This is a genomic window from Paraburkholderia bryophila (assembly GCF_003269035.1).
Lineage (GTDB): Bacteria > Pseudomonadota > Gammaproteobacteria > Burkholderiales > Burkholderiaceae > Paraburkholderia > Paraburkholderia bryophila.
Window position 1 is genome coordinate 72,193 of sequence record NZ_QLTK01000027.1, and the last position, 26,795, is coordinate 98,987.

Below are 26,795 nucleotides of genomic sequence, written 5' to 3' on the forward strand. Positions count from 1 at the left end.
TATCAATCTGTTTCGCTGCATTACCCCGGGTGCGCCAATCAGGGAAAGCGTGACGGGCCGATATCCGGAACGGAGGCGTTTCCGGTCATCGGCCCGCGTAACGGCCTGTCACAAAAGCGTCTTATCGACCGTTGCCCTGCCACAACATGCGCGCGGGGCGAAGGTCGGGACGCCGCGTGACTAGCTCAACGTTGCGAGGATACTCCCTGCATCGCTAACCTCGAATTTGCCGGCAGCCTCGACGTTCAACGTCTTGACCACGCCGTCGTCGACCACCATCGCGTAGCGCTGGGAACGGATTCCCATGCCGCGCGCCGACAAATCCTGCTCGAGACCCAGCGCCCGGGTGAAAGCCGCACTGCCGTCCGCCATCATGCGCACCTTGCCCGAGGCGTGCTGATCGCGTCCCCACGCGCCCATTACGAACGCGTCGTTGACGGACACGCACCAGATTTCGTCGATGCCCGCCGCGCGCAACTGCTCGGCGTGCCCGACATAGCCCGGTACGTGTTTGGCCGAACAGGTCGGCGTGAACGCGCCCGGCAACCCGAAGATCACCACGCGCTTACCCGCCGTCTGCTCGCGCACGTCGAAGCTGTTAGGCCCGATCGTGCAGCCCGCCCGCTCGTCTTCGATCAACTCGAAGAGCGTCGCGTCGGGCAGCTTGTCACCTGTCTGAATCATGCTCAGTCCTTTGCATCGATGCGAAGCACGCTCGCACGCTGTCGTGTCGCAGTGAAGTCAATCGCGCCAGCCCTAACCCGGCTGCGCGCCCCGGCGACAGTCGCCCACTCCGCTTCGCGAATCCGAAGAGGGCAGTTGTCCTTGCCGCGAATCCAACGATACGCGACCTGTTCGCCGTTCACCCGCCACGCTCGTGCATTCGTCGGCCAGCGCTTTTCGAAAAAAGCGCGGCAACGAAAGCCTGCTCGCGCGCTCAGTCCGCCTGCTTGCGCAGGAACGCCGGAATGTCGTACGTGTCGACGCCCTTTTCCTGCAGCGCCTGCACATGCGAAGCCGCCGTGTCGCGCGAGGTGCGCCACACTGCCGGCGTATCCAGCGCGCCGTAGTCGGCGGTGCTCGCGTGCGACGTCGACGGTGCGTACGCAGCGTGTTGCATCGTGCTGATCGGCTGATTGTCGGTGCCGGTGCGCAGCAGCGTCATGGGTGCCGATTGCTGCTTCTTCGCCGCACGGCCCAGACCCGTTGCCACGACCGTCACGCGCAGCGCGTCGCCCATTGCGTCGTCGTACACCGCGCCGAAGATCACCGTGGCGTCTTCCGCCGCGTAGCTCTTGATCGTGTTCATCACTTCACGCGTTTCCGACAGACGCAGCGAACGGCTCGACGTGATGTTGACCAGCACGCCACGCGCGCCCGACAGATCCACGCCTTCCAGCAGCGGGCTGGCGACAGCCTGCTCGGCGGCCAGACGCGCGCGATCGACGCCGGCAACCGTCGCCGTGCCCATCATCGCCTTGCCCTGCTCGCCCATCACCGTCTTCACGTCTTCGAAGTCGACGTTCACCAGACCGTCGACGTTGATGATTTCCGCGATGCCGGCAACTGCGTTGTTCAGAACGTCGTCTGCGCACTGGAAGCACTTGTCCATCTCGGCGTCATCGCCCATCACCTCGAACAGCTTGTCGTTCAGAACGACGATCAGCGAGTCGACGTGATCCTCCAGTTGCTGCGAACCGGCTTCTGCCACACGCATGCGCTTGCCGCCTTCGAACTCGAACGGCTTGCTGACCACACCAACGGTCAAGATACCCATTTCCTTGGCGATCTGCGCGACCACCGGTGCTGCACCCGTACCCGTGCCGCCGCCCATGCCGGCCGTAATGAAGACCATGTGCGCGCCGCGCAGTGCGTCGGCGATGCGCTCACGGGCTTCTTCCGCTGCCGCGCGACCCATTTCCGGCTTGGCGCCGGCGCCCAGACCCGTGTTGCCGAGCTGGATCACCGCGGTGGCGCGCGAACGCGACAGAGCCTGCGCGTCCGTGTTCATCACGATGAAGTCGACGCCTTGCACGCCTTTGTTGATCATGTGCTGAACGGCATTGCCGCCAGCGCCACCTACTCCGACCACCTTGATGATGGTGCCGTTCGTTTCGGTTTCCAGCATCTGGAATTCCATGTTGCCTCCGTCAAGATAAAAAATTTACAGCCACTCGGCCGTTATTCGGCAGGAGATCGGGCAACCCCCTGTCGCGCGCCGGCCGCCGGCACCAGCGCGAGTTTTTTAAAGCGAAATCGTTAGAAGTTGCCGAGGAACCAGTCCTTCATCCGCGTGAAGACCTGACCCATCGACCCCGACTGCACGGCGACCTTGCGGCCGCGCATGCGTTGCGAGCGTCCTTCGACGAGCAGGCCCATTGCCGTCGAGTAGCGCGGGTTGCGCACCACGTCGGCGAGACCGCCCGCGTACTCCGGCACACCGATGCGCACCGGCTTCAGGAAAATGTCCTCGCCCAGTTCGACCATGCCGAGCATCATCGACGCGCCGCCGGTCAGCACCACGCCGGAGCTCAGCAGTTCCTCGTAACCCGACTCGCGCACCACCTGCTGCACGAGCGAAAACAGTTCTTCGACACGCGGCTCGACCACCGCCGCCAGCGCCTGGCGCGACAGCGTGCGCGGACCGCGCTCGCCGAGACCCGGCACTTCGATCATTTCGTCCGGATCGGCGAGAGCCTGCTTGGCGATGCCGTAATCGACCTTGATGTCTTCCGCGTCCGGCGTCGGCGTACGCAGCGCCATGGCGATGTCGCTGGTGATCTGGTCGCCGGCGATCGGAATCACCGCGGTGTGGCGGATCGCGCCTTCGCTGAAGATCGCGATGTCCGTCGTGCCGCCGCCGATATCGACCAGCACCACGCCGAGTTCCTTCTCGTCTTCGGTCAGCACCGCCAGCGACGACGCCAGCGGCTGCAGGATCAGATCGTTCACTTCGAGGCCGCAGCGGCGCACGCACTTGACGATGTTCTGCGCCGCGCTGACCGCGCCGGTGACGATATGCACCTTCACTTCGAGGCGAATGCCGCTCATGCCGATCGGCTCGCGCACATCTTCCTGACCGTCGATGATGAATTCCTGGGTCAGGATATGCAGCACCTGCTGATCGGTCGGAATGTTGATCGCCTTGGCCGTTTCGATCACGCGCGCCACGTCGGTCTGCGTGACTTCCTTTTCCTTGATCGCCACCATGCCGCTCGAATTGAAGCTGCGGATATGGCTGCCGGCGATCCCGGTGAAGACATTGGTGATCTTGCAGTCGGCCATCAGCTCGGCTTCTTCCAAAGCGCGCTGAATCGACTGCACGGTGGCCTCGATATTCACCACCACGCCTTTCTTGAGCCCCTTCGATTCGCTCTGGCCGAGGCCGATCACCTCGTAGTGACCCTCGCCCTTCAACTCGGCGACGATGGCCACCACCTTCGACGTCCCAATGTCGAGGGCGACCAGCAGATCTTTATAGTCTTTACTCATAGCGTGCTCATTGCGTGTGATGTCCGTTTACTTCTTGCCCTTGTCGGGTTCGCTGATAAAGCGCATGCCAGCGGCACGAATCGCGAAACCGTTCGGATAGCGCAAGTCCGCATACTCGATATCCTTTCCCCAACGTTGCGTCACCGCGTTCCACGCCGCGGTCAGGCGCTTGCTGCGATCGAGCAGCGTGTCCTGATTGCGTTCGCGCCCGAGTTCCACCTGCGTTCCGTTCGACAACTTCACCGTCCACGCATAACGCGGCGACAGCGTCACTTCATCCGGCGTCGCGCCCAGCGGTGCAAACCACTTCTGAAAATCGTGATAGCGCGCGACAACTTCCTTGGCTGTGCCGTCCGGACCGTCGAACGCGGGCAAATCTTCTTCGAGCTCGCCCTGGTTCGCCGTGAACAACTCGCCGTCGACGCTCACCAGCTGATCGCTGCCCCACGTTCCCAGCGGTTTGTACTCCTCCAGCGTGACAGCCAGCGCATTCGGCCAGACGCGCCGCACGCTCGCGTGACGCACCCACGGCATCTGCTCGAACGCCTGTCGCGCGACGTCGAGATCGACCGTGAAAAAATTGCCCTTCAACCGCCCTACTACCCCGGCGCGCACCGTCGGCGAATTGATGTGCTCGGTGTCGCCGTCGATCTGGATTTCGCGCAGCGCGAAATTCGGGCGCTGGATCAGCCAGTAACCGCCTGCCGCCAGCAGCACGAGCACCAGCAACGCGTGCAGCGCGTTGGCGGCGAAATTGAGCTGGCGAACGTTGTTCCACATGGTGTTGCTTTCGGGTCGCCCCGGTTAGTCCTGCAGCGTCAGCGCCAACACGCCGACAACCAGATCCTGATAGCTGATGCCCACCGCGCGCGCCGCTTTCGGCGGCAGCGAGTGATCGGTCATGCCAGGCGCCGTGTTCACTTCCAGAAAATACGCATTGCCCTGCGCGTCCATCATGAAATCGGCGCGGCCCCAGTCGGTGCAGCCGAGTACGTCGAACGCACGGCGTGCCAGCGCTTTCAGGCGCGCTTCCTCTTCCGGCGCGAGTCCGCACGGAATTAGATACTGCGTGTCGTTCGCGATGTACTTCGCGTGGTAGTCGTAGAACTCGCCGGCCGGCACGATGCGGATCAGCGGCAGATCGAGATCGCCGGCAATGCACGCGGTGTACTCGCCGCCGCCTTCAATGCTTTTCTCGACCACGACGATCCTGTCGTACTTGATCGCTTCGAGCAGCGCGGCCGGCAACGCGTCCGCGCTCTTCACCTTGATCACCGCGACACTCGACCCTTCGCTTGCCGGCTTCACGAACAGCGGCAAGCCGAGCTTCGCGACGATGTCCTGCGCGCGCGCCGCGTAATCGTCGCCGCGCAGCACGGTTTCGAACGGCGGCGTCGGAATGCCGAGCTGCTGCCACACGAGCTTGGTGCGGAACTTGTCCAGACCGAGCGCCGAGCCGAGCACGCCGCTGCCGTTGTACTTGATGCCATAGAAGTCGAGCGCGCCCTGAATCTGGCCGTTCTCGCCGTAACCGCCATGCAACGCGATGAACGCGCGGTCGAAGCCTTCCGCCTTCAACGCGCCGAGCGGACGCTCGGACGGGTCGAACGGATGCGCGTCGATACCCGCGTCGCGCAGTCCTTGCAGCACCAGGCGGCCGGACGTGAGCGACACCTCGCGCTCGGCGGATTCACCGCCGAGAAGTACTGCCACCTTGCCGAATTTTTTCGGATCGATACCGCTCATCTCACACCTTCGTTTCCTGAGCGAGGCGACCCGGCACACCGCCGATCGAACCCGCGCCCATCGTGATCACCACATCGCCGGCGCGCACCACTGCTGCGAGCGCGTCCGGCACTTCGTCCACCGCATCGACAAACACCGGTTCGACCTTGCCGGTCACGCGCAGCGCGCGCGCCAAGGCACGGCCATCCGCGGCGACGATCGGCGCTTCGCCGGCCGAATAGACTTCGGTCAGCACCAGCGCGTCGACGGTCGACAGCACCTTCACAAAATCTTCGAAGCAGTCACGCGTACGCGTGAAGCGGTGCGGCTGGAACGCCAGCACCAGACGCCGGCCCGGAAACGCGCCGCGCGCCGCCGCCACCGTCGCGGCCATTTCGACCGGGTGATGACCGTAGTCGTCGACCAGCGTGTAGGTGCCGGCCGGCTTGCCTTCGTTCAGCACCGGCACTTCGCCGTAGCGCTGGAAGCGTCGGCCCACGCCGTTGAAATCCGCCAGCGCTCGCTGGATATCGGCATCTTTCACTTCAAGTTCAGTCGCAATCGCAATCGCGGCCAGCGCGTTCTGCACGTTGTGCTCGCCCGGCAGATTCAGCACGATGTCGAGCGGCGCCGCGTCTTCGCGCATGGCGGTGAAATGCATCTTGCCGTCGTGCGCCGTCACGTTGACCGCGCGCACCTGCGCATCGGGCGCCAGACCGTAGCGAATGATCGGCTTCGACACGAACGGCAGGATTTCCTTCACGTTCGGATCGTCGACGCACAGCACCGCAATGCCGTAAAACGGCAGACGATGCGTGAACTCGATGAACGCCTGCTTGAGCCGCGCGAAATCGTGGCCGTAGGTGTCCATGTGATCGGCGTCGATGTTCGTAATGACTTCGATCACCGGAAACAGATTCAGGAACGACGCATCGGACTCGTCCGCCTCGGCGACGATAAAGTCGCCCGTACCCAGTCGCGCATTCGCACCCGCGCTGATCAGCCGGCCGCCGATCACGAAGGTCGGATCGAGGCCGCCCGCCGCCAGCACACTCGCCACCAGCGAGGTGGTCGTGGTCTTGCCGTGCGTACCGGCAATCGCAATGCCCTGCTTCAGACGCATCAGTTCCGCGAGCATCACCGCGCGCGGCACGATCGGAATGCGGCGGTGACGCGCGGCCAGCACTTCCGGGTTGTCGCTGCGCACCGCGGTCGAGACGACCACCGCGTTCGCGCCTTCAATGTTTTCCGCCGCGTGACCGATCGCGATCCGCGCGCCGAGGTTCGCGAGACGATCGGTGATCGCGTTGCTCGACAGATCCGAGCCGCTCACCTGATAGCCGAGATTGACCAGCACCTCCGCGATGCCGCTCATGCCGACACCGCCGATGCCGACAAAGTGAATATGTTTGACGATGTGTTTCATTGCTTTCCTTCTGGGCTCGCGCCCGAAATCGAACCCGCCACGGTCGCGCAAATCTGCGCGACCTGTTCCGTGGCGTCGGGTTTCGCGAGCGAGCGCGAACGCTCCGCCATTTCCGCGAGACTTGCCCGCGTCTGGCTGCGCAACCAGTCGGCGAGCATCTCCGCCGACAGATCGCGTTGCTGCACGACCAGCGCCGCGCCGTTACCGGCGAGGAACGCTGCATTGGTTGTTTGATGATCGTCTACAGCAAACGGGAACGGCACGAAGAACGCCGCCACCCCAACCGCTGAAATCTCCGACACCGTCATCGCGCCCGAACGGCAGATCACCAGATCGGCGTTCGCGTAGGCGCTCGTCATGTCGTCGATGAACGCCACGAGTTCGACGCTGTTCTGCTCAACGCCGGCGGTCTGCAAACCGGCTGCCGCGTAGTTCTCGCGCAACGCCTCGATATGCTTCGCGCCCGCCTGATGCACGATGCGCGGCCGTTCGTTCGGCGCGAGCAACGCCACCGCGCGCGGTACCACTTCGTTCAACGCCGCCGCGCCCAAACTGCCGCCCACCACCAGCACATTCAGCGGACCGCTGCGTTGCGCGTAGCGTGCTTTGGGTGCAATTGCGCGCGCAAGTTCCTCACGAATCGGGTTTCCTGTCCATTCGCCGTGCGGCAGTGCGTTCGGGAACGCAACCAGCACGCGTTTGGCGAGCTTCGCGAGCACCTTGTTGGCGAGCCCCGCGATCGAATTCTGTTCATGCAGCACCAGCGGACGACCACTCAACGCCGTCATCAAACCCGCCGGAAACGTGATGTAGCCGCCCATGCCGAGCACGACATCCGGCTTCACGCGACGCAGCACGGAAAGACTTTGCGTGCAGGCGCGCAGCAGATTCAGCGGCAGCATCAGCTTGGTCTTCAACCCTTTGCCGCGCAATCCGCCGAAGCGCACGTATTCCATCGGAATACCGTGCTTCGGCACCAGCGTCGCTTCCATACCCGCGGGGTTGCCGAGCCAGACGACCTTCCAGCCCCACGCCTGCATCAGGTGCGCGACCGCGAGCCCCGGGAACACGTGTCCCCCGGTGCCACCGGCCATCACCATCAGCGTGCGTTGCGGCGCTGCTGCGGTCATACCTTCCCTCCGCGCATCAACACCCGGTTCTCGTAATCCACACGCATCAGCACCGCCACCGCGACGCAGTTCAGCAAAATTCCCGAGCCGCCATAGCTCACCAGCGGCAACGTGAGACCTTTAGTCGGCAGCAGGCCGAGGTTCACGCCCATGTTGATGAAGGTCTGCGCGCCGAACCAGATGCCGATGCCCTTCGCGACCAGGCCCGCGAACGTGCGGTCGAGCGCGAGCGCCTGACGGCCGATCTCGAACGAACGGCGCACGATCCAGTAGAACATCAGGATCACCACCAGCACGCCGACAAACCCAAGTTCCTCGCCGATCACCGCGAGGATGAAGTCGGTGTGCGCTTCCGGCAGATAGTTGAGTTTTTCGACGCTGCCGCCGAGGCCCACGCCGAACCACTCGCCGCGCCCGAAGGCGATCAGCGAGTGCGTCAATTGATACGCCTTGCCTTGCGCGTAACGGTCGTCCCACGGATCGAGGTACGCGAAAATCCGCTCGCGACGCCATGGCGACGCCCACACCAGCAAGCTGAAGGTGCCCACCGCGGTGGCCACGAGCCCGCCGAACAGCTTGCCGTTCACGCCGCCGAGGAACAGCACGCCCATCGCGATCGCCGCGATCACCATGAACGCGCCCATGTCCGGCTCGAGCAGCAGCAACGCGCCGACCAGGCCAACCGCGACCGCCATCGGCAGAAAGCCCTTGGCGAAGCTGTGCATGTATTCTTGCTTGCGCACCGTGTAGTTCGCGGCGTAGATCGTCACGGCAAGCTTCATGATTTCCGACGGCTGCATGTTCGTGATGCCGAGCGGAATCCAGCGGCGCGCGCCGTTCACGCCCTTGCCGATGTGCGGAATCAGCACGACGACCAGCGCGGCCAGCGAGATCAGGAAAAGCTTCGGCGCGTACTTGTCCCACGTCGAAATCGGAATGCGGAACGCGGCGATGCCGATCACCGAGCCCAGCACCACGAACAGAATCTGCCGGGCGAGAAACGCCCAGTCGCGGTACGACGAATATTTGGGCGAGTCCGGCATGGCGATCGAGGCCGAATACACCATCACGACGCCGAGCCCGAGCAGCGCGACGACCACCCACAACAGCGAGTGATCGTAGTCGAGCATCCGCGAGCGCAGCGGACGCACGCCGTTGACGGCGCTCGCCAGCCCGCTGCCCGTGCGGCCGCCGGCACGCGCCGTGCCTTCGCCGGCGCCCGCGCCCGCGGTGCGTGAACCGAAGCGTTCCGACCAGCTCATATCATCGTCCCCCGTTCGGCCGCGATGTCTTCCACCGTGCCGCGAAATACTTCGGCGCGGTGCGCGTAACCCCTGAACATGTCGAAGCTCGCGCAGGCCGGCGACAGCAGCACGGCGTCGCCCGGTTGCGCCAACGCGGTAGCGGCGCGCGTCGCGTCTTCGAGCGTGGCGTGATCCGTCAGCGCGATGCCGGTGTGTTCCAGCGCGGCGCGAATCTGCGGCGCGTCGCGGCCGATCAGCATCACGGCGCGGCACCAGCGCATGACCGGCGCGGCAAGCGGATCGAACTCCTGACCCTTGCCGTCGCCGCCGGCGATCAGCACCACGCGTTGCGCGAGGCCGTCGAGCGCGGCGACCGTTGCGCCGACATTGGTGCCCTTGCTGTCGTCCACGTAATCGATACCTTCGATCGACGCGATCAATTCCACCCGATGCGGCTCGCCACGGTATTCACGCAGACCGTGCAGCAGCGGCGCGCCCGGCAAACCGACGGCGCGTGCAAGCGCGTAAGCGGCCAGCGCGTTCGCGGCATTGTGCAAACCGCGAATACGCAAAGCATCCGCCGGCATCAAGCGCTTCAGCGCGATATTCGGCAGCGCCACGGCTTCGTTCTTGCGACGGCGCTTGGGCACCGGCTCGTCGCTCACGTCGAGGTCATGCGCCGTGACCAGCCAGACAATGCCGTTCTCGCGCAGCAGACCGTAGTCGCCGTCGTTCTTCGGCTCGGTGACGCCGAATGTCACGACGTCGGCTTCGCTTTCTGCCGAAGGCACGAGCGACATGACGCGCGCGTCGTCGCGATTCAGCACGCGCACCGTTTTAGGTCCGAAGATGCGGCCCTTCGCGGCGGCATACGCATCGAGCCCGCCATGCCAGTCCAGGTGGTCTTGCGTGATATTCAGCACCGCGGCCGCGTCCGGTGCGAACGTGTGCGCGGTTTCGAGCTGGAAGCTCGACAGTTCCAGCACCCACACGTCGGGCAGCGCGGTGTTGTCGATCGCTTCGCTGAGCTTGTCGAGCAGCGACGGGCTGATGTTGCCCGCCACCGCGACCTTCTTGCCGGCGCGTTCGCACAGCAGGCCGGTCAGGCTCGTCGTGGTGGTCTTGCCGTTGGTGCCGGTGATCGCGATCACCTTCGGCGCGTAACCGCTTTCACCGAGCGTCTGCAACGCCAGCGAGAACAGTTCGAGTTCGCCCCAAACCGGAATGCCCTGCTCGCGCGCGGCCGTAATCAGCGGCAGCAGGTCGGCGGCGAGCGGCGACAAACCGGGGCTGATCGCCACGAGTTCGATACCGTCGAGCAACGCCGGCGAAAACCCGCCACCGACGAATTCAGCGTCGACGCGGTGCGCTTCCAGCGCGGACAGGTTCGGCGGCACCTCGCGCGTATCGGCCACGCGCAGCCGACAGCCGTGCCGCGCGCACCAGCGCGCCATCGCGAGACCGGATTCACCCAGTCCCAGCACGAGCACCATCGGCTTTTGCCGATCCCGAAACTTCTCGCCGAACATCGCCTGCTTCCCTTAGAACCTGCTTAACGCAACTTGAGCGTGGACAAACCGAACAGACACAACATGAGCGTGATGATCCAGAAGCGCACAACGACTTGCGTTTCCTTCCAGCCCGACAGTTCGAAATGGTGATGCAGCGGCGCCATCTTGAAGAGACGCCGCCCTTCGCCGAAACGGCGCTTGGTGAATTTGAACCACGTGACCTGCAGCATCACGGACAGCGTCTCGGCGACGAAAATGCCGCCCATGATGAACAGCACGATTTCCTGACGCACGATCACCGCGACCGTGCCGAGCGCGCCGCCGAGCGCGAGCGCGCCGACGTCGCCCATGAACATCTGCGCCGGGTGCGTGTTGAACCAGAGGAACGCGAGCCCGGCTCCGCCCATTGCCGAACAGAAGATCAGCAACTCGCCCGCGCCCGCGATATGCGGAAACAGCAGGTACTTCGAGTAGACCGAGCTGCCCATCACATAGGCGAACACGCCGAGCGAGGCGCCCACCAGCACGACCGGCATGATCACGAGGCCGTCGAGGCCGTCGGTGAGATTGACCGCATTGCTCGAACCGACGATCACCAGATACGTCAGCACGATGAAGCCCCACACGCCGAGCGGATAGCTGATCGACTTGACGAACGGCAGCATCAGGTCGGCACGCGCGGGCAAGCCCATCGACAGGCCGCTGCGCACCCACGCCATGAACAGGTCGTAGACCCGCACGTTGTTCGCTTCGGACACGCTGAACGCCAGATAGACCGCCGCGAACAGGCCGATCAGCGACTGCCAGAAATACTTTTCGCGCGAGGACATGCCGCGCGGGTCTTTGTAGACCACCTTGCGGTAATCGTCGACCCAGCCGATCACGCCGAAGCCGAACGTAACCAGCATCACGATCCAGATAAAGCGGTTGGTCAGATCGGCCCACAGCAGCGTGGCCACCGCGATGCCCAGCAGAATCAGCACGCCGCCCATGGTCGGCGTACCCGATTTGACGAGGTGCGATTGCGGACCGTCTTTGCGAACGGCCTGGCCGACCTTCATCGCGGTCAGCTTGCGAATCACCGCCGGGCCGCAGACGAGCCCGATCAGCAGCGCGGTGATGGTAGCCATCACCGCACGGAATGTCAGATAACTGAACACGCGCAAGAAGCTTGCGTCATTCTGCAGCCATTGCGCCAGCGCCAGTAGCATGCTTCGGTCCTTCTATTTCAATGTGCGGCGGGCGTCGTGCCCGCTGCGTTGGGTTGTGGACTCGTCACGGCGTCCACCACGCGTTCCATTTGCATGAAGCGCGAGCCTTTCACGAGAAGCGTTGCCGCAGGACCGAAACCGGCCTGCTGCAATTGCGCGACCAGCGTGCCGACGTCGGCCACGTGGTGCGCGTCTGCGCCATACGCGGTGCAGGCGTCGCGCGAGGCGTCGCCCATTGCGTACAGCGCGTCGATACCGCGTTCCTTCGCGTAGGCACCGATTTCGCGATGGAACGCCGGACCGTTGTCGCCGACTTCGCCCATGTCGCCCATCACCAGCACGCGCGGCGATGCGCACGACGCGAGCACGTCGATCGCGGCGCGCATCGAGTCGGGGTTGGCGTTGTAGGTGTCGTCGATCACGGTGGCGCCGGTCAGCGCGCCGACCGCCGCGTGCTTGACCTGCAAGCGGCCCTTCACGGCGCCGAACGATTCGAGGCCGCGCTTGATCGCGTCGAGCGGGACGCCTGCAGCCAACGCCGCGGATGTCGCGGCCAACGCGTTGTGCGCGTTGTGATTGCCGAGCACCTGCAGCGTGACGTCGAGGTGGCCTTGCGGCGTGTCGATGCTCAACACGCTGCCGTTAAAGCTGCCTTTGACGGCGGCTTCGGTCACGCGCTCGGCCGAGTTCAGCGCAAAGTCCATGATGCGGCTGCCGGTGGCAGCCACGCGCCAAATGCTCGCGTAGGCGTCGTCGGCGGGGAACACGGCCACGCCTTCCGGCGACAGCGCGTGAATCACGCTCGCATGTTCGAGCGCGACCGCTTCGACGGTCGCCATGAATTCCTGATGCTCGCGCTGCGCGTTGTTCACCACGGCGACGGTCGGCTCGGCGATCTTCGCCAGCAACGAGGTTTCGCCCGGATGATTCATGCCGAGTTCGACCACCGCCAGCTGGTGCGCGGCGTGCAGACGGAACAACGTGAGCGGCAAGCCGATGTCGTTATTGAAGTTGCCGGCCGTGGCGAGCCGCTTTTGTTCGCCCACGGCGGCGGCGAAGATCGACGCGATCATTTCCTTGACCGTGGTCTTGCCGTTGCTGCCCGTCACCGCGACGAGCGGCATACTGAATTGACGACGCCAGCCGCGTGCGAGCGCGCCGAGCGCAACGCGGGTATCGGTCGTCACGAGCAGCGACGGCACGCTCCAGTTCGCCGGCGTGCGCGTGAGCAGCGCGGCCGTCACGTTGCGCGCCGCCACTTGCGGCAGAAAGTCGTGCGCGTCGAAGCGCTCGCCCTTGATCGCGATGAACAGATCGCCCGGGCCGGCGCTGCGGCTGTCGGTCGAAATGCGCTCGATCGTCACGCTGTCGTCGCCGAGCACGGTGGCGCCCGGAATCAGCGCGGCGGCTTCACGCAGCGAGAACATGGCATTGCCTGACTGGCTCATTCGCCACCTCCGCGGGCATGCGTCGCGCGCGCGGCAAGCGCGAGGCGGGCGTGATCCTGATCGGAGAACGCGCGTTTCTTACCCATGATTTCCTGTGTTGCTTCGTGCCCCTTGCCGGCCAGCACGATGACGTCTTCGCGCGCGGCGGTGCGGATCGCTTGCAGGATCGCGCTCGCGCGGTCTTCGATGCGGCGTGCCTTCGACGCGTCCTGCATGCCCGCTGCAATCTGTTCGAGGATCGCTTGCGGATCTTCGCTGCGCGGGTTGTCGCTGGTCACGATCACGCCGTCGGCGAGCCGTTCGGCGATCGCGCCCATTAGCGGACGCTTGGTTGCGTCGCGGTCGCCGCCACAGCCGAACATGCAGATCAATTCGCCACCGCGCGCGGCCGCCATGGGGCGCAGCGCGCCGAGCGTTTTTTCCAGGGCGTCCGGTGTGTGGGCGTAATCGATCACTACCAGCGGCTCGTCGTTTTGCAAGCGGCCGCCCAGCCGCTGCATGCGGCCGTTCACCGGTTCGAGCTTCGCCAGTTCGGCGAGTGCGGCGTCGAACGGCACGTCGGCGGCGAGCAGCGCGCCGAGCACGCCGAGCAGATTGCTCACGTTGAACGCGCCGAGCGTTTGCACTTCGATGTCGGCATCGCCCCAGTCGGAGGTGGTCAGATGGAACGCGGTGCCGGTGGCCGTGGCGCGCACGTTCGACGCCAGCAGCAGCGCGTCGGCTTGCGGCGCGTCCTGCAGCGCGGCGTCGAGACCGTAGGCGATCGTGCGAGCGTGACCTTGCGTGCTGGCCAGCAAGCGGCGGCCGGCGGCATCGTCGCGATTGATCACGGCCGCGCGCAGCGCCGGCCAGGCGAACAGACGCGCCTTCGCCGCTTCATACGCCGCGAAGGTGCCGTGATAGTCGAGATGGTCTTGCGTGAGGTTCGTGAACACGGCGATGTCGAACGCCGTGCCGTTCACGCGCCCCTGATGCAGCGCATGCGACGACACTTCCATCGCCACCGCCTGCGCGCCGGCGTCGCGCAACTGCGCGAGGCTGCGTTGCAATTGCGGCGCGTCGGGGGTCGTGAAACCGGTGTGCACGAGTTGGCCCGGCAATCCCGTGCCGAGCGTGCCGATGATCGCACAGCGCGTGCCGAGCGCGGTCAGCGCCGCCGACACCCACTGGCTGCACGAGGTCTTGCCGTTGGTCCCGGTAATGCCGACCGCCAGCATGGCGTCGCTCGGATCGCCGTACCAGCCGCTCGCAATCGAGCCGGCCAGTTCGTTCAACGCCGGCACGGCTAGCGTGGTGGACGGATCGACCTGCGCGGCAAAGCCCTCGGGCTGCACCAGCACCGCGGCGGCGCCGCGTTCGAGCGCCCCGTCGATAAACGGGCGGTTGTCCGCGCCGTCTACCGCGTAGGCGAAAAATGCGTCGCCCGCTGCGAGCGAGCGCGTGTCGGCATGCAGATGCGCGTCTGGCTGCACGCGTGCGTGCAGCCAGGTGAGCGCGTCGGCGATCTGCCGGTGGGCGGGATGGTGCTTGCGCAATGCGCTCATCGCACGACTCCCGGGTGGCTTTTCGCGGAGGCGGAAATCGTCATCTTTTTAGCGCCGGCGCTAGTGGAAAGTTTCTTGGCCGCTGCAGGCGTGGCCGGTGCGGTGGGCGCGGGCGGCGCCGAATCGTCCGACACCACCATCTGCTTGACCGGCATGTCCGGCGGCACATTCAGCGAGCGCAGCGTATCGCCGACGATCGACGAGAACACCGGACCCGACACCTGGCCGCCGAAGTGGCTGCCCGCCGTCGGTTCGTCGACCGACACGGCGACGACGATGCGCGGATTCGGCATCGGCGCCATGCCGACGAACGACGCGCGGTATTTGGAGTGGTCGTAACCATGCGCACCGTGCTTATACGCGGTACCGCTCTTGCCGCCGACGCGATAGCCCGGCACGGCCGCATCCGGCGACGTACCGCCCGGCGCGGTGACGGTTTCGAGCATGGCGCGCACTTCGCGAGCGGTGGTCGGTGCGAAGATCTGCGGGCCCGTGGCCGGCTGATCGCCCGGCGTGCGGAAAATCGACACGGGCATGATTTCCCCGTCGTGCGCGATCGCGGTGTAAGCGCGGCCCAACTGGAACAGCGACACCGACAGACCGTAACCGTACGACATGGTCGCCTGTTCGATGCGGCGCCAGCTCTTCCACGGTCGCAGACGGCCCGCCGCCGCGCCTGGGAAGCCGACCTTCGGCGCCTGGCCGAGACCGATGCTGGTGTACATATTCCACATCTCTTCGGGCTTGAGCTGCATGGCGATCTTCGTCGCGCCGATGTTGCTCGACTTCTGGATCACGCCGCCCACGGTCAGCACGCCGAACGCGCTGTCGTCGGTAATCGGCGCGCCGTCCAGCACAAAGCGGCCACCGCCGGTATCTACCAGTGTAGTCGGCGTGACGCGGTGCAGATCGAGCGCGAGCGAGACCGTGAACGGCTTCATGATCGAGCCCGGCTCGAACGTGTCGGTCAGGATGCGGTTGCGCAGTTGATCGCCGGTCAGGTGCGAACGGTCGTTCGGGTTGTACGTCGGGTAATTGACGAGCGCCAGCACTTCGCCGGTCCGCACGTCGATCACCATCGCCGCGCCGGCCTTCGCCTTGAATTTCTCGACGGCCGCCTTCAGGTTCGTATAGGCGATGTACTGGATCTTGCTGTCGATCGACAGGTCCACGTCTTCGCCGTTGTGCGGCACGACCTGCTCGTCCACATCTTCAATGATGTGGCCCATGCGGTCCTTGATCACGCGGCGGCTGCCCGACACGCCGGCGAGCGACTTCTGGTCGCCGAGTTCGACGCCTTCCTGGCCTTCGTCTTCCACATTGGTGAAGCCGATCAGGTGAGCCGTGATCTCGCCTTCCGGATAGAAACGCTTGTATTCGTCGCGCGCGTAAATGCCCGGAATGTCCAGCGCCGCCACCTTCTCAGCCACGTCCACCGGCACCTGGCGCTTCACGTAGACGAAGTTCTTGTCTTCCGACAGCTTGGCGCGCAGTTCCTTGTTCGTCATGCCGAGCAATTGCCCGAGCGAGGCCAGCTTGTCCGCGCCGAGATCGTCCGGCACCGATTCGGGAATCGCCCAGATCGCGCGCACCGGCAAGCTCGTGGCGAGCACCAGACCATTGCGGTCGAGAATCTTGCCGCGCGTGGCCGGCAGTTCGAGGCGGCGCTGATAGCGGATTTCACCCTGCTTCTGATAGAACGCGTTGCCCGGACCCTGAATCCAGAACGCGCGCCCGGCCAGCGCGACGAACGCCATGAACAGCATGAACACGACGAGTTTCGAGCGCCACATGGGCAGGCGCACCGACAGGATCGGATTGGCCGAGAAGGCCACGCTCTTGCGAGTCGACGATTTTTTCATCGCACACCTCCGCGACGGGTCGCCACCGGCGCGGACGCCGGACCGGAAGTCGGGATCGGCGCGTCCTCGGCCTTGACGGCGCCCGGGTCGAGCGTCAGATACTGGGTGCGGCCGGTCGTGACCGATTGCATTTTCAGCGAGTCGGTCGCGATCTGCTCGATGCGCGAGGTTTTCGACAACGCGCTCTGCTGATATTGAAGCTGCGAATAGTCCTGTTGCAGCTGACGCTCCTGCGATTGAGCGCGCTGCAACTGGATAAAGATCTGCCGCTGCTGATTGGTCGCGTTGACAACCGACAACGCGCACCCCATCACGATGATCAGCAGGAAGATATTGAGGCGGTTCATGGCGCGATCCGCTCCGCCACACGCATCACGGCAGAACGGGCGCGCGGGTTGGCGGCGACTTCAGCGTCGCTCGCGAACACACGGCCGATGATTTTGAGCGGGGGGCTCGGCAGATCGACGGCGCGAATCGGCAGGCGGCGATCCACCTGCGGCGTACTGGCGTGCGCCTGCAGGAATCGCTTGACGATCCGGTCCTCGAGCGAATGAAAGCTGATGACCACCAGCCGCCCCCCTTGCTCCAACAGCGCCAACGCTGCTTCTAAAACGACTTGCAGCTCCGCAAGCTCTTGATTGATGTGAATCCGTATAGCTTGAAAGGTGCGGGTTGCCGGATCCTTGCCCTTCTCACGGGTCTTGACGACGTTAGCCACGATTTGGGCAAGCTCGCCCGTGCTGACGAGAGGCCCAAGACGGTCGGACTCTGCCCGGCGAGCAACAAGCGCCTTTGCAATCTGAAAAGCAAACCGTTCTTCCCCATAATCTCGTATTACCTCCGTCAGTTCCTGCACCGTGGCCCGCGCCAGCCAGTCAGCCGCGGATTCGCCGCGCGTCGGGTCCATGCGCATGTCGAGCGGGCCGTCGGCGCGGAAGCTGAAGCCCCGCTCCGGATCGTCGATTTGCGGCGACGATATGCCCAGATCCAGCAAGATGCCCGACACCCGCCCTACGCCACGCTCCGCAACCGCGGCGCGCAGTGAAGCAAAACTCTCATGCACGATGCTGAAGCGCGGATCGGCGATCTGCTGCGCCGTGGCGATGGCGAGCGGGTCTTTGTCGAACGCGATCAGACGCCCCGACTCGGCCAGCTTCTCCAACACCAGGCGGCTGTGCCCACCGCGCCCGAACGTGCCGTCCACATAAACGCCGTCCGCGCGATTCACCAGCGCGTCGACCGCTTCATCCAGCAGCACCGTGCGATGCTGCAATTCGTTTCCCATCGCAGGTGCCATATATGTAAGCCGCGATCAGAACGTGAAATTCTTTAACGCTTCGGGCATGCCCTCGGCGATGGCCGCCTGTTCCTTCGCGGCGTAAATCTGTGCGTCCCACAGCTCGAAGTGACGGCCCATTCCGAGCAGGTTCACTTCTTTTTCCAATGCGCCAGCCGCGCGCAATTCCGGCGACACGAGCACGCGCCCGGCACCGTCCATATCCACATCCATTGCATTGCCGAGAAAAATGCGCTTCCACCAGGCCGCGTTCATCGGCAGCTTGTCGACCTTGTCGCGGAAGATCTCCCATTCCGGGCGCGGAAAGAGCAACAGGCAGCCGTCCGGGTGCTTGGTGATCGTCACCCGGCCCTCTGCCTGTGTTTGCAGCGCATCCCGATAGCGAGAGGGGATCGACATCCGCCCTTTCGCATCGAGCGTCAGCGCCGACGCCCCTTGGAACACTTCGCTCTCCCCTGTCGACCCGAGTGATGGACTCCGGCCCCATGCCACTGATTGCTGTCGCGGCGCTTTTTTGCGCCGGCTACCCGATTCGTGAAAATCTACCCCAAACCACCCGTGAGATCACACAAAAATACACTTTCTCACACTGTCTCCCACTTTAGAGTAACGCTAAAGAGGGGTCAAGGGAGATAACCGCTTTTCGAACGAATTTTGTTTGTTAGAACAAGGACTTAGCGCGAGACCTTCACGTCAGACATAAAACGGAAAACCGTTATAAATGAATGAGCTAGTGCAACTTGTGAAGGTGATACGTGAAAAGTGCGAGGGAACAGCGTGGAATGTAAGAGATCGTCAAGCAGGATTGGGGGATGGCGGCGGGGTTTTCCGCGACTTCTGGCGGACGACGCGCGAGGCGCCGTCCCACTTCCGGTCTTGCGTTCTGCCGGGGTGCATTTTCTGCGTTGAACCCCGGTTTCGCATTGATATGCTCTATATGTAATAGGCAGTGCGCGTCATGACTTTCGATACCGCGCGCATCAGCGCACGCACGGGCAACGGCAACTCGATACCGCCGGCGTCCATCGCGGCTTTGCCGTGCTCGGCTTCATCCACGCGCATCTGCTCGACGATGGCGCGCGACTCGTGGTCGGCCGCCGGCAACTGATCCAGATGGCTATCCAGATGCTGCTCCACCTGACGCTCGGTTTCCGCCATGAAGCCGAGGCTCACGCGGTCGCCCAGACGGCCGGCCGCGAGACCGATCGCCAGCGCGCCGGTGTACCAGACCGGGTTCAACAGACTCGGGCGCGAATCCAGCGCTTCGAGGCGCTTCGCGGTCCATGCGAGGTGATCTTCTTCCTCGATGGCCGCGTGCATGAACACGGCTCGCAATGAAGGAGACCTGGTGGCAAGTTTTTGCGCTTGATAAAGCGCCTGTGCGCACACCTCGCCGACATGGTTCACGCGCATCAGTCCGGCGGCATGCGCGCGCTCCGCCGGTGAGAGCTCGGGCACCTCGCCACTCACCGATGATTCTTGCGGAACCGGTAACGGACGACTCATCCGCGACACGCCGGTCATTGAGCGTAAACCCCGATCAAACTCGCTAATCAACTCGTCCAGAAACATTCAGCACTCCCTCATTCGACAGCCGCCACGACGAACCCGAAGGCCCGTGCGACAAGGCTTTGCGGGCGAAAAAACGCGCCACGAAAACCTTTAATCCGCATGATTTCGACGGCCAATTCCTGATTTTAGACCATGTTGCGTAAACGAAACAGGAGCGTTCCAAGCCGTCTCGTTTTTCTTTGTGCCATGTATGCCTTTTGTTACATTACGTGCAACTTCTCGCGAAGTTGGACAAGCAAGGCCTCAACGCTAGACAAATATTCGCCTTGTACAAAAGATTCGTAATCCTTGGAGATCATTCGATGAAAAAGTCGCTTCTCGCTCTCGCAGCACTGGGCGCATTCGCAGGCGTCGCACATGCGCAGAGCAGCGTGACCCTGTACGGCATTATTGATGAAGGCTTCAACATCAACACCAACGCGGGTGGCAAGCACCTGTACAACCTGTCCAGCGGCGTTCTGCAAGGCTCGCGTTTCGGCCTGCGCGGCACGGAAGATCTGGGCGGCGGTCTGAAGGCAATCTTCGTGTTGGAAAACGGCTTTGACGTGAACAGCGGCAAGCTGGGTCAAGGCGGCCTGATGTTCGGTCGTCAAGCTTACGTTGGCCTGTCGAGCCAGTTCGGCACGGTCACGTTGGGTCGTCAGTACGACTCCGTGGTCGACTACGTCGGTCCGCTGGAAGTCGGCGACCAGTGGGGCGGCTACATCGCTGCTCACCCGGGCGACCTCGACAACTTCAACAACGCGTACCGCACCAACAACACGGTCAAGTACACGAGCGCAAACTACGGCGGCCTGACGTTCGGCGGCACGTACAGCTTCGGCGGTGTTGCAGGCAACGTTACGTCGAACCAGATCTGGTCGTTGGGCGCTGGCTACAACAACGGTCCTCTCGTTTTGGGCGTTGGTTACTTGAACGCACGCACCCCGTCGGCTTCGGGTGGCCTGTTCAACGACAGCGGCACGACGCAGACCGCAGCGCAAAACATCGGCGCCCAGTCGCCGGTTTACGCTGGCTTCGCATCGGCTAACACGTACCAAGTCATCGGTGCGGGCGGCGCATACACGTTCGGGGCAGCAACGATCGGCGCAACGTACTCGAACATCCGCTTCGGCAACCTGGCTTCGTCGTTCACGGCGCCGGCTCTGGCGGCTTACAAGGGCCAATCGGCTACGCTCAACAACGCGGAACTCAACTTCAAGTATCAGTTGACCCCGGCGTTGCTGATCGGCGCTGCATACGACTACACGCGCGGCGTGGAAATCGGTGGCGCATCGCGCGCTCAATACCACCAAGGCGCGATCGGCGTGGACTACTTCCTGTCGAAGCGTACGGACGTGTACGTGACGGGTGTGTACCAACACGCTGTGGGCGACACGCTGAATGCAGCGGGCCAAACGGTCACTGCAACGGCTGCCATCAACGGCCTGACGCCTTCGTCGAACCAGAACCAGCTCACGGCTCGCATCGGCATCCGTCACAAGTTCTAATAAGTCGTAACAAAGCAGTCTGCCTCAAAGGCGCCTTCGGGCGCCTTTTTTTATGGCGAGGACGTGCGCTGCAACAGGTCACGTTTGGGACTGTCCGTTCCGGGGCAGACGGTTTGACGAAAAAAAAGCCCGACAGAATTTCGTCTGCCGGGCCTTTCTGTCTCTTGCTTTATTACCTGGCTCTGGCGGGCAAGCCTTGCTTCGATTCGCGTTGCGCGCGCGTCCGCTTGTGCCCGCCGTTCGCTTGTTGCTTGCCGCTTATGCCCGGCCGTCGCGCAACTCACGGCGCAAAATCTTGCCGACGTTGCTCTTCGGCAGTTCCGTGCGGAACTCGACGATCTTCGGTCGCTTATAGCCGGTCAACTGCGTCTTGCAGTACGCGAAAATGTCCGCATCGGTGAGTGCCTGATCTTTCTTCACGACAAACAGTTTCACCGCTTCGCCCGAATGCTGGTCGGGGACACCGACCGCCGCGACTTCAAACACACCCGGCAGTTTCGCGACCACATCTTCGATCTCGTTCGGATAGACGTTGAAGCCGGACACGAGAATCATGTCCTTCTTGCGGTCCACGATCTTGACGAAGCCGCCTTCGTTCATGAAACCCACGTCGCCGGATTTGAAGAAGCCGTCCGGTGTCATGACCTTCGCCGTTTCGTCCGGCCGGTTCCAGTAACCGGCCATCACCTGCGGCCCACGGATGCAGATTTCTCCCGGTTGGCCGAGCGGCACTTCGTGGCCTTCGTCGTCGCGAATCGAAATTTCGGTCGACGGCAGCGGCAAGCCGATCGTCCCACTGTATTCCGTCACGCTCACCGGATTGCAGGTCACGCATGGCGACGTTTCCGACAAGCCGTAGCCTTCGATAATCGGCGTGTGCGTGTGCTCGTACCAGCGCTTGGCTACCGCCTCCTGCACCGCCATACCGCCGCCGTTCGCCGCGAGCAGTTTCGAGAAATCGAGCTTATGAAAATCCGGGCTGTTCAGCATCGCGTTATAGAGCGTGTTGACCGCCGGAATCGTATTGATCTGGTAGCCCTGCAGCGCCTTGATCATGCCGGGGATATCGCGCGGATTCGGAATCAGCACGCCGAGGCCGCCGGTACGGATTGTCAGCAGTCCGCAAACGGTCAGCGCGAACACGTGATAAAGCGGCAGCGCCACGACGGTGATGAACTGGTCGATATCCGTGCGGCCGGCGCGAACCGGCTCGAGCCAGATCTCCGATTGCAGCACGTTGGCGATCAGATTCCGGTGCAGCAGCGTCGCGCCCTTGGCCACGCCGGTCGTGCCGCCGGTGTACTGGAGAAATGCGACGTCGTCCGGGCCTTGCTGAACCGGCTTGAAGCTTTGCCGGCCACCTTCGGCGATCGCCGTGTTGAACTTGACGTGGCCCGGCAGGCTCCAGGCCGGCACCATCTTCTTGACCCGGCGCACGACGAAGTTGACCAGCGAGCCTTTGATGCCCATCAAGTCGCCCATCGCCGCAACGACAATGTGCTTGACCGCGGTATTACCCACGATAGCCTGCAGCGTCACCGCGAAATTCTCGAGCAGAATGATCGCTTCAGCGCCGCTGTCCTTGAGCTGATGCTCGAGCTCGCGCGGTGTGTAAAGCGGGTTCACGTTCACGACCACGTAACCGGCGCGCAAGACGGCGGCAATCGCCACCGGATATTGCAGCACGTTCGGCATCATGATCGCGATGCGCGAGCCGCGCGCGAGACCCTTCGACTGAAACCACGCAGCCAGTTTGCGCGAGAGCGTGTCGAGCTCGCCGTAACTGATCTGCTTGCCCATGCAGACGAACGCCGGTTTGGCGCGATGGTCGCGGAAGGCTTCTTCGAGCAGGTCGGCGACCGACGAATAGCGGGTCGGGTCGATCTCTGCGGGAACGCCGGGCGGATAGGATTTCAGCCAGATTTTGTCCATGCAGCGTCTCCTCCTTTATTTTCGAATGGTCGTGCTAAAAACGCATCGTAGCATGGGCACCTCTGTGCTATTCGCGAAAAGCGCTGGGGTTAGACTGCGGCCTCGAACCTGTTTCGGCCAGCAGCGACGGGATGTTCGAGCGGGTGTCAGACGCGCTCGACTTCGACGAGGCAATCGTAGAACGTGGCCGATCCGCCCAGATCGGTGAGCGCCTGGCTGGTGACCTGGTTGGCATTACGGCCGTCCGGTGCGAGTTTTTTCCACCAGATCGACAGGCCGACGACAAGTCCCGCGCGCGCTTTGTCCGTGACGCGAGCGCGCGCCTGCATCGAGCCGCGATCGTTGAAGATGCGCACCTGCGCACCGTCGACGATATCGCGCGACTGCGCATCCGCAGGGTGTATGTCCAGATGCGGCTCGCCCTCGGTCGAACGCAGACTCTCGATATTGACGAACGTGCTGTTCAGGAAATTGCGCGCGGGCGGCGAAATCATCGCCAGCGGGTAGCGGGCTGCGAGCTCCGGCGCGCCGTCGGCGGATTCGTAGGGAGGCAGATAATCCGGCAGCGGGTCAAGTCCCTGCTGTGCGAGGCGCTCGCTGTAAAACTCGCACTTGCCCGACGGCGTGCGGAAACCACCCTCGGCGAAAGGCGCGTCGGGCAAATTCAGCTTCGCCCAGCCGGCCTGCTTAAGCGTTTCCCAGCTCACGCCCTCGAGCGTTTTGTCTTGCCAGCGGAACGCAGCTCGCGCGATGGTTTCGTCGCTCTCGAACAGCGCGGGCTCGTCGAGGCCCATATGCCGCGCGAAGCCACGGAAAATCTCCGTGTTCGGCCTCGCGTCGCCAACCGGTGCGATCGCCGGCAAGTTGACCATCACGTGCGTGTGGCCGTACGACTTATGCACGTCGAGGTGCTCGAGTTGCGTCGTGGCCGGCAACAGCAGATCGGCGTAGTCCGCAGTGTCGGTCTGGAAATGCTCCAACACGATCGTGAGCAGATCGTCGCGTGCAAAACCCGCCGCAACGCGCTCCGAATCCGGTGCGACGGCCACCGGATTCGAGTTGTAAACGATGATGGCTTCGACCTTCGGACCGAAAGCAACGTCGCCACGATGCAGCAATGCGTCGCCGATTGCGTTCATGTTGATGACGCGGCTCGGCTTGGCGGGCCAACCCGGCATCAGATCAGGACGTTGCAGCGCATGCGAGTCGACCGGCGCCCAGCCGCCCGACGACAGCAGCGCACCGCCCGCGCGCTCGCGCCATGCGCCGGTTAGCGACGGCAGACTGGCAATCGCGCGCACGGCATTGCCACCGCCGCGCACCCGCTGCAGCCCGTAGTTCATCCGGATCGCGGCCTTCTTCGTACTGCCGTAGAGTCGGGCAAGATCGACGATCACATGCTCGTCGATACCGCAAATCTCCGCGACGCGCGATGGCGGATAGGTCAGCGCGCGCACCTTCAGTTCAGCGAAACCCATCGTATGTTCGGCGATGTACGCATGATCGAGCAGGTTCTCCGCGATCAACACGTTCATCATGCCGAGCGCCAGCGCGCCGTCGGTGCCGGGCTTCAGCGCAATGTGCTGGTGGCATTTTTCGGCGGTCAGCGAGCGATAGGGGTCGATCGCGATCAAACGGGCGCCCCGACGCTTGGCCTCCTGGGCGCGCGTCCAGAAATGCAGGTTCGAAGCGATCGGGTTGGAGCCCCAGATCAGGATAATTTCGCTCTCGGCGAAGAATTCCGTCAGCATGCCGACGCTCGCGCCGTAGGTATATTTCAGCCCGGCTGCGCCAGCCGCGGCGCAGATCGTACGGTCCAGCTGCGACGCGCCGAGTTTGTGGAAGAACCGTTGGGCAATGCTGTCGCCTTGAATCAGACCCATCGTGCCGGCGTAGCTGTACGGCAAAATCGCTTCCGGCGCGCGGCGGGCAATCTCGGACAGGCGGGCTGCGGCGAGTTCGAGCGCCTCATCCCAACTGATCGGCTCAAAACGGCCCTCGCCTTTGCGGCCGACGCGCTTCATTGGCGTAGTCAGACGACGCGGATGATGCACGCGCTCCGCATAGCGACTAACTTTGGTACACAACGCGCCTTGCGTGGGCGGATGATCGGGATCGCCGACCACCTTGATCGCCCGGCCGTCTTCGACGGAGACGCGCATCGCGCAGGTGTCCGGGCAATCGTGGGGACACACGGCACGGGCGAATTCAGTCGGAGCATTCATGGTCGATCCGTCGAGGATAGCGGTGAGGCGATGCCGGATTTTATTACGTCCGTTAGCGGTTGACCTGCTTGGTGCCGCCAAAAATGCCTTCGGCGTAGAATCGTTTATCACCGTGCCCGGGTCACGTGACCCCGAGCGATCCCACGCAAGTCAAAGCACAAGCGCAACATCACTCCATCATGAAACTGATCCCCGAAATCCAAGCCGCCCACGGCGAAATCCAGACCCTTCGACGAACCATCCACGCTCACCCGGAATTGCGCTATGAGGAGACGGCGACAGCAGATCTGGTCGCCCAAGCCCTTGAGTCCTGGGGCATTGAAACGCACCGAGGACTGGGCAAGACTGGCGTGGTCGGCGTGCTTAAACGAGGCACCAGTTCGCGCGCTATCGGGCTTCGAGCCGATATGGACGCGTTACCCATTCAGGAGCTGAACAGCTTCGAACATCGGTCAAAAAACGATGGAAAGATGCATGCATGCGGCCACGATGGGCATACCGCGATGCTGCTCGGCGCGGCGCGGCACCTCGTGAAACATGGTGAATTCGATGGCATGGTCGTCTTCATCTTCCAGCCGGCCGAGGAAGGTGGCGCCGGTGCGCAGGCCATGATCGACGACGGCCTGTTCGTCAAGTTTCCAGTCGATGCAGTGTTCGGTATCCACAATTGGCCGGGCATGCCGGCTGGCCATTTTGGCGTAACCGAAGGTCCGATCATGGCGTCGAGCAACGAATTTCGTATCGAGATCAAAGGTATCGGCTCGCACGCGGCGTTGCCGCATAACGGGCGTGATCCGGTTTTTACCGCCGTGCAGATTGCGAATGGACTGCAGGGCATCATCACACGCAACAAGAAACCGCTTGATACTGCCGTATTGTCAATCACGCAGATTCACGCCGGCGACGCGATGAATGTCGTCCCAAATGATGCGTGGCTTGCAGGCACCGTTCGTACTTTTAGCACCGAAACGCTTGATCTGATCGAAGCACGCTTGCGCAAGATCGCAGCGAGTACCGCCGATGCTTACGATTGCTCCGTGAATGTGCACTTTCACCGAAACTACCCACCGACTATCAACAGCAGCGAAGAGGCTCGCTTTGCAGCGTCGGTCATGAAGGAGATTGTGGGCGAGGAAAACGTCGACGACTCGGTCGAACCGACGATGGGCGCCGAGGACTTTTCCTTCATGTTGCTGGCAAAGCCGGGCTGTTACGCTTTTTTAGGCAACGGCGATGGCGGCCACAGGGATTCGGGCCACGGTGCGGGTCCGTGCATGCTGCATAACGCGAGCTATGATTTCAACGACGAGTTGCTGCCAATCGGCTCGACTTATTGGGTGAAATTGGCGCAGCGATTTTTGGCCGAGGCGCGATAGGACATTTGATAAGGGGGCTTGAGGCGGTGAGTTATGCTTGTCGCCTTTCCGGTTTGCCTTCTTTGAGCTTGGTGCTCTCTAGTTTGGCAGTCGCTCGGGCAAACGGTATGCGAGAACGTGCGGTGCGCGGGGGCCTCTATCTGAGATTGCGAGACGGACCAATGGTGCGTGCTCACGTATTTCTGGGGCGTAAACGACAGAAACCCCACCTTTTCGGGTGGGGTTTCTGTTTTCTGCATGGGAGCCTGACGATTACCTACTTTCACACGGGCAATCCGCACTATCATCGGCGTGGAGTCGTTTCACGGTC

The 26,795-nt window shown here is 63.3% G+C and carries 21 protein-coding genes; 2 read left to right on the plus strand and 19 right to left on the minus strand.

The window, feature by feature from the left end:
- Positions 1–180: 180 nt before the first annotated feature.
- The 17 genes from BX591_RS28440 to coq7 all read right to left on the minus strand — a co-directional run bounded on the left by BX591_RS28440 (position 181) and on the right by coq7 (position 19,462).
- Positions 181–684, minus strand: coding sequence for a peroxiredoxin (locus BX591_RS28440; RefSeq protein ID WP_035548832.1), 504 nt, complete (start codon positions 682–684; stop codon positions 181–183).
- A 253-nt stretch (positions 685–937) separates the two neighbouring features.
- Positions 938–2,140: a cell division protein FtsZ gene (gene ftsZ, locus BX591_RS28450; protein WP_035548835.1), complete on the minus strand. Its 1,203-nt coding sequence runs from the start codon at positions 2,138–2,140 to the stop codon at positions 938–940.
- A 119-nt stretch (positions 2,141–2,259) separates the two neighbouring features.
- Positions 2,260–3,492: a cell division protein FtsA gene (gene ftsA, locus BX591_RS28455; protein ID WP_007180311.1), complete on the minus strand. Its 1,233-nt coding sequence runs from the start codon at positions 3,490–3,492 to the stop codon at positions 2,260–2,262.
- Between the two features lie 27 nt (positions 3,493–3,519).
- The gene (locus tag BX591_RS28460) at positions 3,520–4,272 is read right to left on the minus strand and encodes a cell division protein FtsQ/DivIB (protein WP_111934657.1); all 753 of its coding nucleotides are present in this window, start codon (positions 4,270–4,272) and stop codon (positions 3,520–3,522) included.
- Between the two features lie 24 nt (positions 4,273–4,296).
- The gene (locus tag BX591_RS28465) at positions 4,297–5,238 is read right to left on the minus strand and encodes a D-alanine--D-alanine ligase (RefSeq protein ID WP_111934658.1); all 942 of its coding nucleotides are present in this window, start codon (positions 5,236–5,238) and stop codon (positions 4,297–4,299) included.
- A gap of 1 nt (position 5,239) precedes the next feature.
- Positions 5,240–6,643, minus strand: coding sequence for a UDP-N-acetylmuramate--L-alanine ligase (gene murC / locus BX591_RS28470; RefSeq protein WP_111934659.1), 1,404 nt, complete (start codon positions 6,641–6,643; stop codon positions 5,240–5,242).
- Positions 6,640–7,773: an undecaprenyldiphospho-muramoylpentapeptide beta-N-acetylglucosaminyltransferase gene (gene murG, locus BX591_RS28475; protein ID WP_111934660.1), complete on the minus strand. Its 1,134-nt coding sequence runs from the start codon at positions 7,771–7,773 to the stop codon at positions 6,640–6,642. Before murG ends, murC begins: the two co-directional genes overlap by 4 nt.
- Positions 7,770–9,035, minus strand: coding sequence for a putative lipid II flippase FtsW (gene ftsW, locus BX591_RS28480; protein ID WP_111934661.1), 1,266 nt, complete (start codon positions 9,033–9,035; stop codon positions 7,770–7,772). The genes murG and ftsW overlap by 4 nt, the downstream gene beginning before the upstream one ends.
- Positions 9,032–10,546, minus strand: coding sequence for a UDP-N-acetylmuramoyl-L-alanine--D-glutamate ligase (gene murD, locus BX591_RS28485; RefSeq protein ID WP_111934662.1), 1,515 nt, complete (start codon positions 10,544–10,546; stop codon positions 9,032–9,034). Before murD ends, ftsW begins: the two co-directional genes overlap by 4 nt.
- Before the next feature lie 23 nt (positions 10,547–10,569).
- Positions 10,570–11,739, minus strand: a complete 1,170-nt coding sequence (gene mraY, locus BX591_RS28490; RefSeq protein WP_111934663.1) for a phospho-N-acetylmuramoyl-pentapeptide-transferase — start codon at positions 11,737–11,739, stop codon at positions 10,570–10,572.
- Between the two features lie 17 nt (positions 11,740–11,756).
- On the minus strand, positions 11,757–13,187 hold the full coding sequence (locus BX591_RS28495) for a UDP-N-acetylmuramoyl-tripeptide--D-alanyl-D-alanine ligase (RefSeq protein ID WP_111934664.1): 1,431 nt from the start codon (positions 13,185–13,187) through the stop codon (positions 11,757–11,759).
- Positions 13,184–14,731: a UDP-N-acetylmuramoyl-L-alanyl-D-glutamate--2,6-diaminopimelate ligase gene (locus BX591_RS28500; protein ID WP_111934665.1), complete on the minus strand. Its 1,548-nt coding sequence runs from the start codon at positions 14,729–14,731 to the stop codon at positions 13,184–13,186. The genes BX591_RS28495 and BX591_RS28500 overlap by 4 nt, the downstream gene beginning before the upstream one ends.
- The gene (locus BX591_RS28505; protein ID WP_111934666.1) at positions 14,728–16,593 is read right to left on the minus strand and encodes a peptidoglycan D,D-transpeptidase FtsI family protein; all 1,866 of its coding nucleotides are present in this window, start codon (positions 16,591–16,593) and stop codon (positions 14,728–14,730) included. The genes BX591_RS28500 and BX591_RS28505 overlap by 4 nt, the downstream gene beginning before the upstream one ends.
- Positions 16,590–16,940: a cell division protein FtsL gene (gene ftsL, locus BX591_RS28510; protein ID WP_035548864.1), complete on the minus strand. Its 351-nt coding sequence runs from the start codon at positions 16,938–16,940 to the stop codon at positions 16,590–16,592. The genes BX591_RS28505 and ftsL overlap by 4 nt, the downstream gene beginning before the upstream one ends.
- Entirely contained in the window at positions 16,937–17,890 is a 954-nt protein-coding gene (gene rsmH / locus BX591_RS28515; protein WP_111934667.1) for a 16S rRNA (cytosine(1402)-N(4))-methyltransferase RsmH, read from the minus strand. The genes ftsL and rsmH overlap by 4 nt, the downstream gene beginning before the upstream one ends.
- A gap of 15 nt (positions 17,891–17,905) precedes the next feature.
- Complete coding sequence (mraZ, locus tag BX591_RS28520; RefSeq protein WP_035548869.1) at positions 17,906–18,334, minus strand: division/cell wall cluster transcriptional repressor MraZ; 429 nt, start codon at positions 18,332–18,334, stop codon at positions 17,906–17,908.
- A 489-nt stretch (positions 18,335–18,823) separates the two neighbouring features.
- Positions 18,824–19,462: a 2-polyprenyl-3-methyl-6-methoxy-1,4-benzoquinone monooxygenase gene (coq7, locus tag BX591_RS28525; RefSeq protein ID WP_111934668.1), complete on the minus strand. Its 639-nt coding sequence runs from the start codon at positions 19,460–19,462 to the stop codon at positions 18,824–18,826.
- A 302-nt stretch (positions 19,463–19,764) separates the two neighbouring features.
- Here coq7 and BX591_RS28530 point away from each other — a divergent pair, with 302 nt between their 5' ends.
- Positions 19,765–20,952, plus strand: a complete 1,188-nt coding sequence (locus BX591_RS28530; protein ID WP_111934669.1) for a porin — start codon at positions 19,765–19,767, stop codon at positions 20,950–20,952.
- Between the two features lie 258 nt (positions 20,953–21,210).
- On the opposite strand, the gene BX591_RS28535 is transcribed toward BX591_RS28530, so the two are convergent.
- Positions 21,211–22,884, minus strand: coding sequence for a long-chain fatty acid--CoA ligase (locus BX591_RS28535; RefSeq protein WP_111934670.1), 1,674 nt, complete (start codon positions 22,882–22,884; stop codon positions 21,211–21,213).
- Between the two features lie 146 nt (positions 22,885–23,030).
- The gene (locus BX591_RS28540) at positions 23,031–25,109 is read right to left on the minus strand and encodes a molybdopterin-containing oxidoreductase family protein (RefSeq protein WP_111934671.1); all 2,079 of its coding nucleotides are present in this window, start codon (positions 25,107–25,109) and stop codon (positions 23,031–23,033) included.
- A 179-nt stretch (positions 25,110–25,288) separates the two neighbouring features.
- Here BX591_RS28540 and BX591_RS28545 point away from each other — a divergent pair, with 179 nt between their 5' ends.
- Complete coding sequence (locus tag BX591_RS28545; protein WP_111934672.1) at positions 25,289–26,485, plus strand: M20 aminoacylase family protein; 1,197 nt, start codon at positions 25,289–25,291, stop codon at positions 26,483–26,485.
- The last annotated feature ends 310 nt before the right edge of the window (positions 26,486–26,795 follow it).

What these genes read in the sequence shown, in the direction of transcription:
- BX591_RS28440 (WP_035548832.1), bottom strand. Translation starts at nt 684, where the DNA reads ATGATTCAGACAGGTGACAAGCTGCCCGACGCGACGCTCTTCGAGTTG.
- ftsZ (WP_035548835.1), bottom strand. Translation starts at nt 2,140, where the DNA reads ATGGAATTCCAGATGCTGGAAACCGAAACGAACGGCACCATCATCAAG.
- ftsA (WP_007180311.1), bottom strand. Translation starts at nt 3,492, where the DNA reads ATGAGTAAAGACTATAAAGATCTGCTGGTCGCCCTCGACATTGGGACG.
- BX591_RS28460 (WP_111934657.1), bottom strand. Translation starts at nt 4,272, where the DNA reads ATGTGGAACAACGTTCGCCAGCTCAATTTCGCCGCCAACGCGCTGCAC.
- BX591_RS28465 (WP_111934658.1), bottom strand. Translation starts at nt 5,238, where the DNA reads ATGAGCGGTATCGATCCGAAAAAATTCGGCAAGGTGGCAGTACTTCTC.
- murC (WP_111934659.1), bottom strand. Translation starts at nt 6,643, where the DNA reads ATGAAACACATCGTCAAACATATTCACTTTGTCGGCATCGGCGGTGTC.
- murG (WP_111934660.1), bottom strand. Translation starts at nt 7,773, where the DNA reads ATGACCGCAGCAGCGCCGCAACGCACGCTGATGGTGATGGCCGGTGGC.
- ftsW (WP_111934661.1), bottom strand. Translation starts at nt 9,035, where the DNA reads ATGAGCTGGTCGGAACGCTTCGGTTCACGCACCGCGGGCGCGGGCGCC.
- murD (WP_111934662.1), bottom strand. Translation starts at nt 10,546, where the DNA reads ATGTTCGGCGAGAAGTTTCGGGATCGGCAAAAGCCGATGGTGCTCGTG.
- mraY (WP_111934663.1), bottom strand. Translation starts at nt 11,739, where the DNA reads ATGCTACTGGCGCTGGCGCAATGGCTGCAGAATGACGCAAGCTTCTTG.
- BX591_RS28495 (WP_111934664.1), bottom strand. Translation starts at nt 13,187, where the DNA reads ATGAGCCAGTCAGGCAATGCCATGTTCTCGCTGCGTGAAGCCGCCGCG.
- BX591_RS28500 (WP_111934665.1), bottom strand. Translation starts at nt 14,731, where the DNA reads ATGAGCGCATTGCGCAAGCACCATCCCGCCCACCGGCAGATCGCCGAC.
- BX591_RS28505 (WP_111934666.1), bottom strand. Translation starts at nt 16,593, where the DNA reads ATGAAAAAATCGTCGACTCGCAAGAGCGTGGCCTTCTCGGCCAATCCG.
- ftsL (WP_035548864.1), bottom strand. Translation starts at nt 16,940, where the DNA reads ATGAACCGCCTCAATATCTTCCTGCTGATCATCGTGATGGGGTGCGCG.
- rsmH (WP_111934667.1), bottom strand. Translation starts at nt 17,890, where the DNA reads ATGGCACCTGCGATGGGAAACGAATTGCAGCATCGCACGGTGCTGCTG.
- coq7 (WP_111934668.1), bottom strand. Translation starts at nt 19,462, where the DNA reads ATGTTTCTGGACGAGTTGATTAGCGAGTTTGATCGGGGTTTACGCTCA.
- BX591_RS28530 (WP_111934669.1), top strand. Translation starts at nt 19,765, where the DNA reads ATGAAAAAGTCGCTTCTCGCTCTCGCAGCACTGGGCGCATTCGCAGGC.
- BX591_RS28535 (WP_111934670.1), bottom strand. Translation starts at nt 22,884, where the DNA reads ATGGACAAAATCTGGCTGAAATCCTATCCGCCCGGCGTTCCCGCAGAG.
- BX591_RS28540 (WP_111934671.1), bottom strand. Translation starts at nt 25,109, where the DNA reads ATGAATGCTCCGACTGAATTCGCCCGTGCCGTGTGTCCCCACGATTGC.
- BX591_RS28545 (WP_111934672.1), top strand. Translation starts at nt 25,289, where the DNA reads ATGAAACTGATCCCCGAAATCCAAGCCGCCCACGGCGAAATCCAGACC.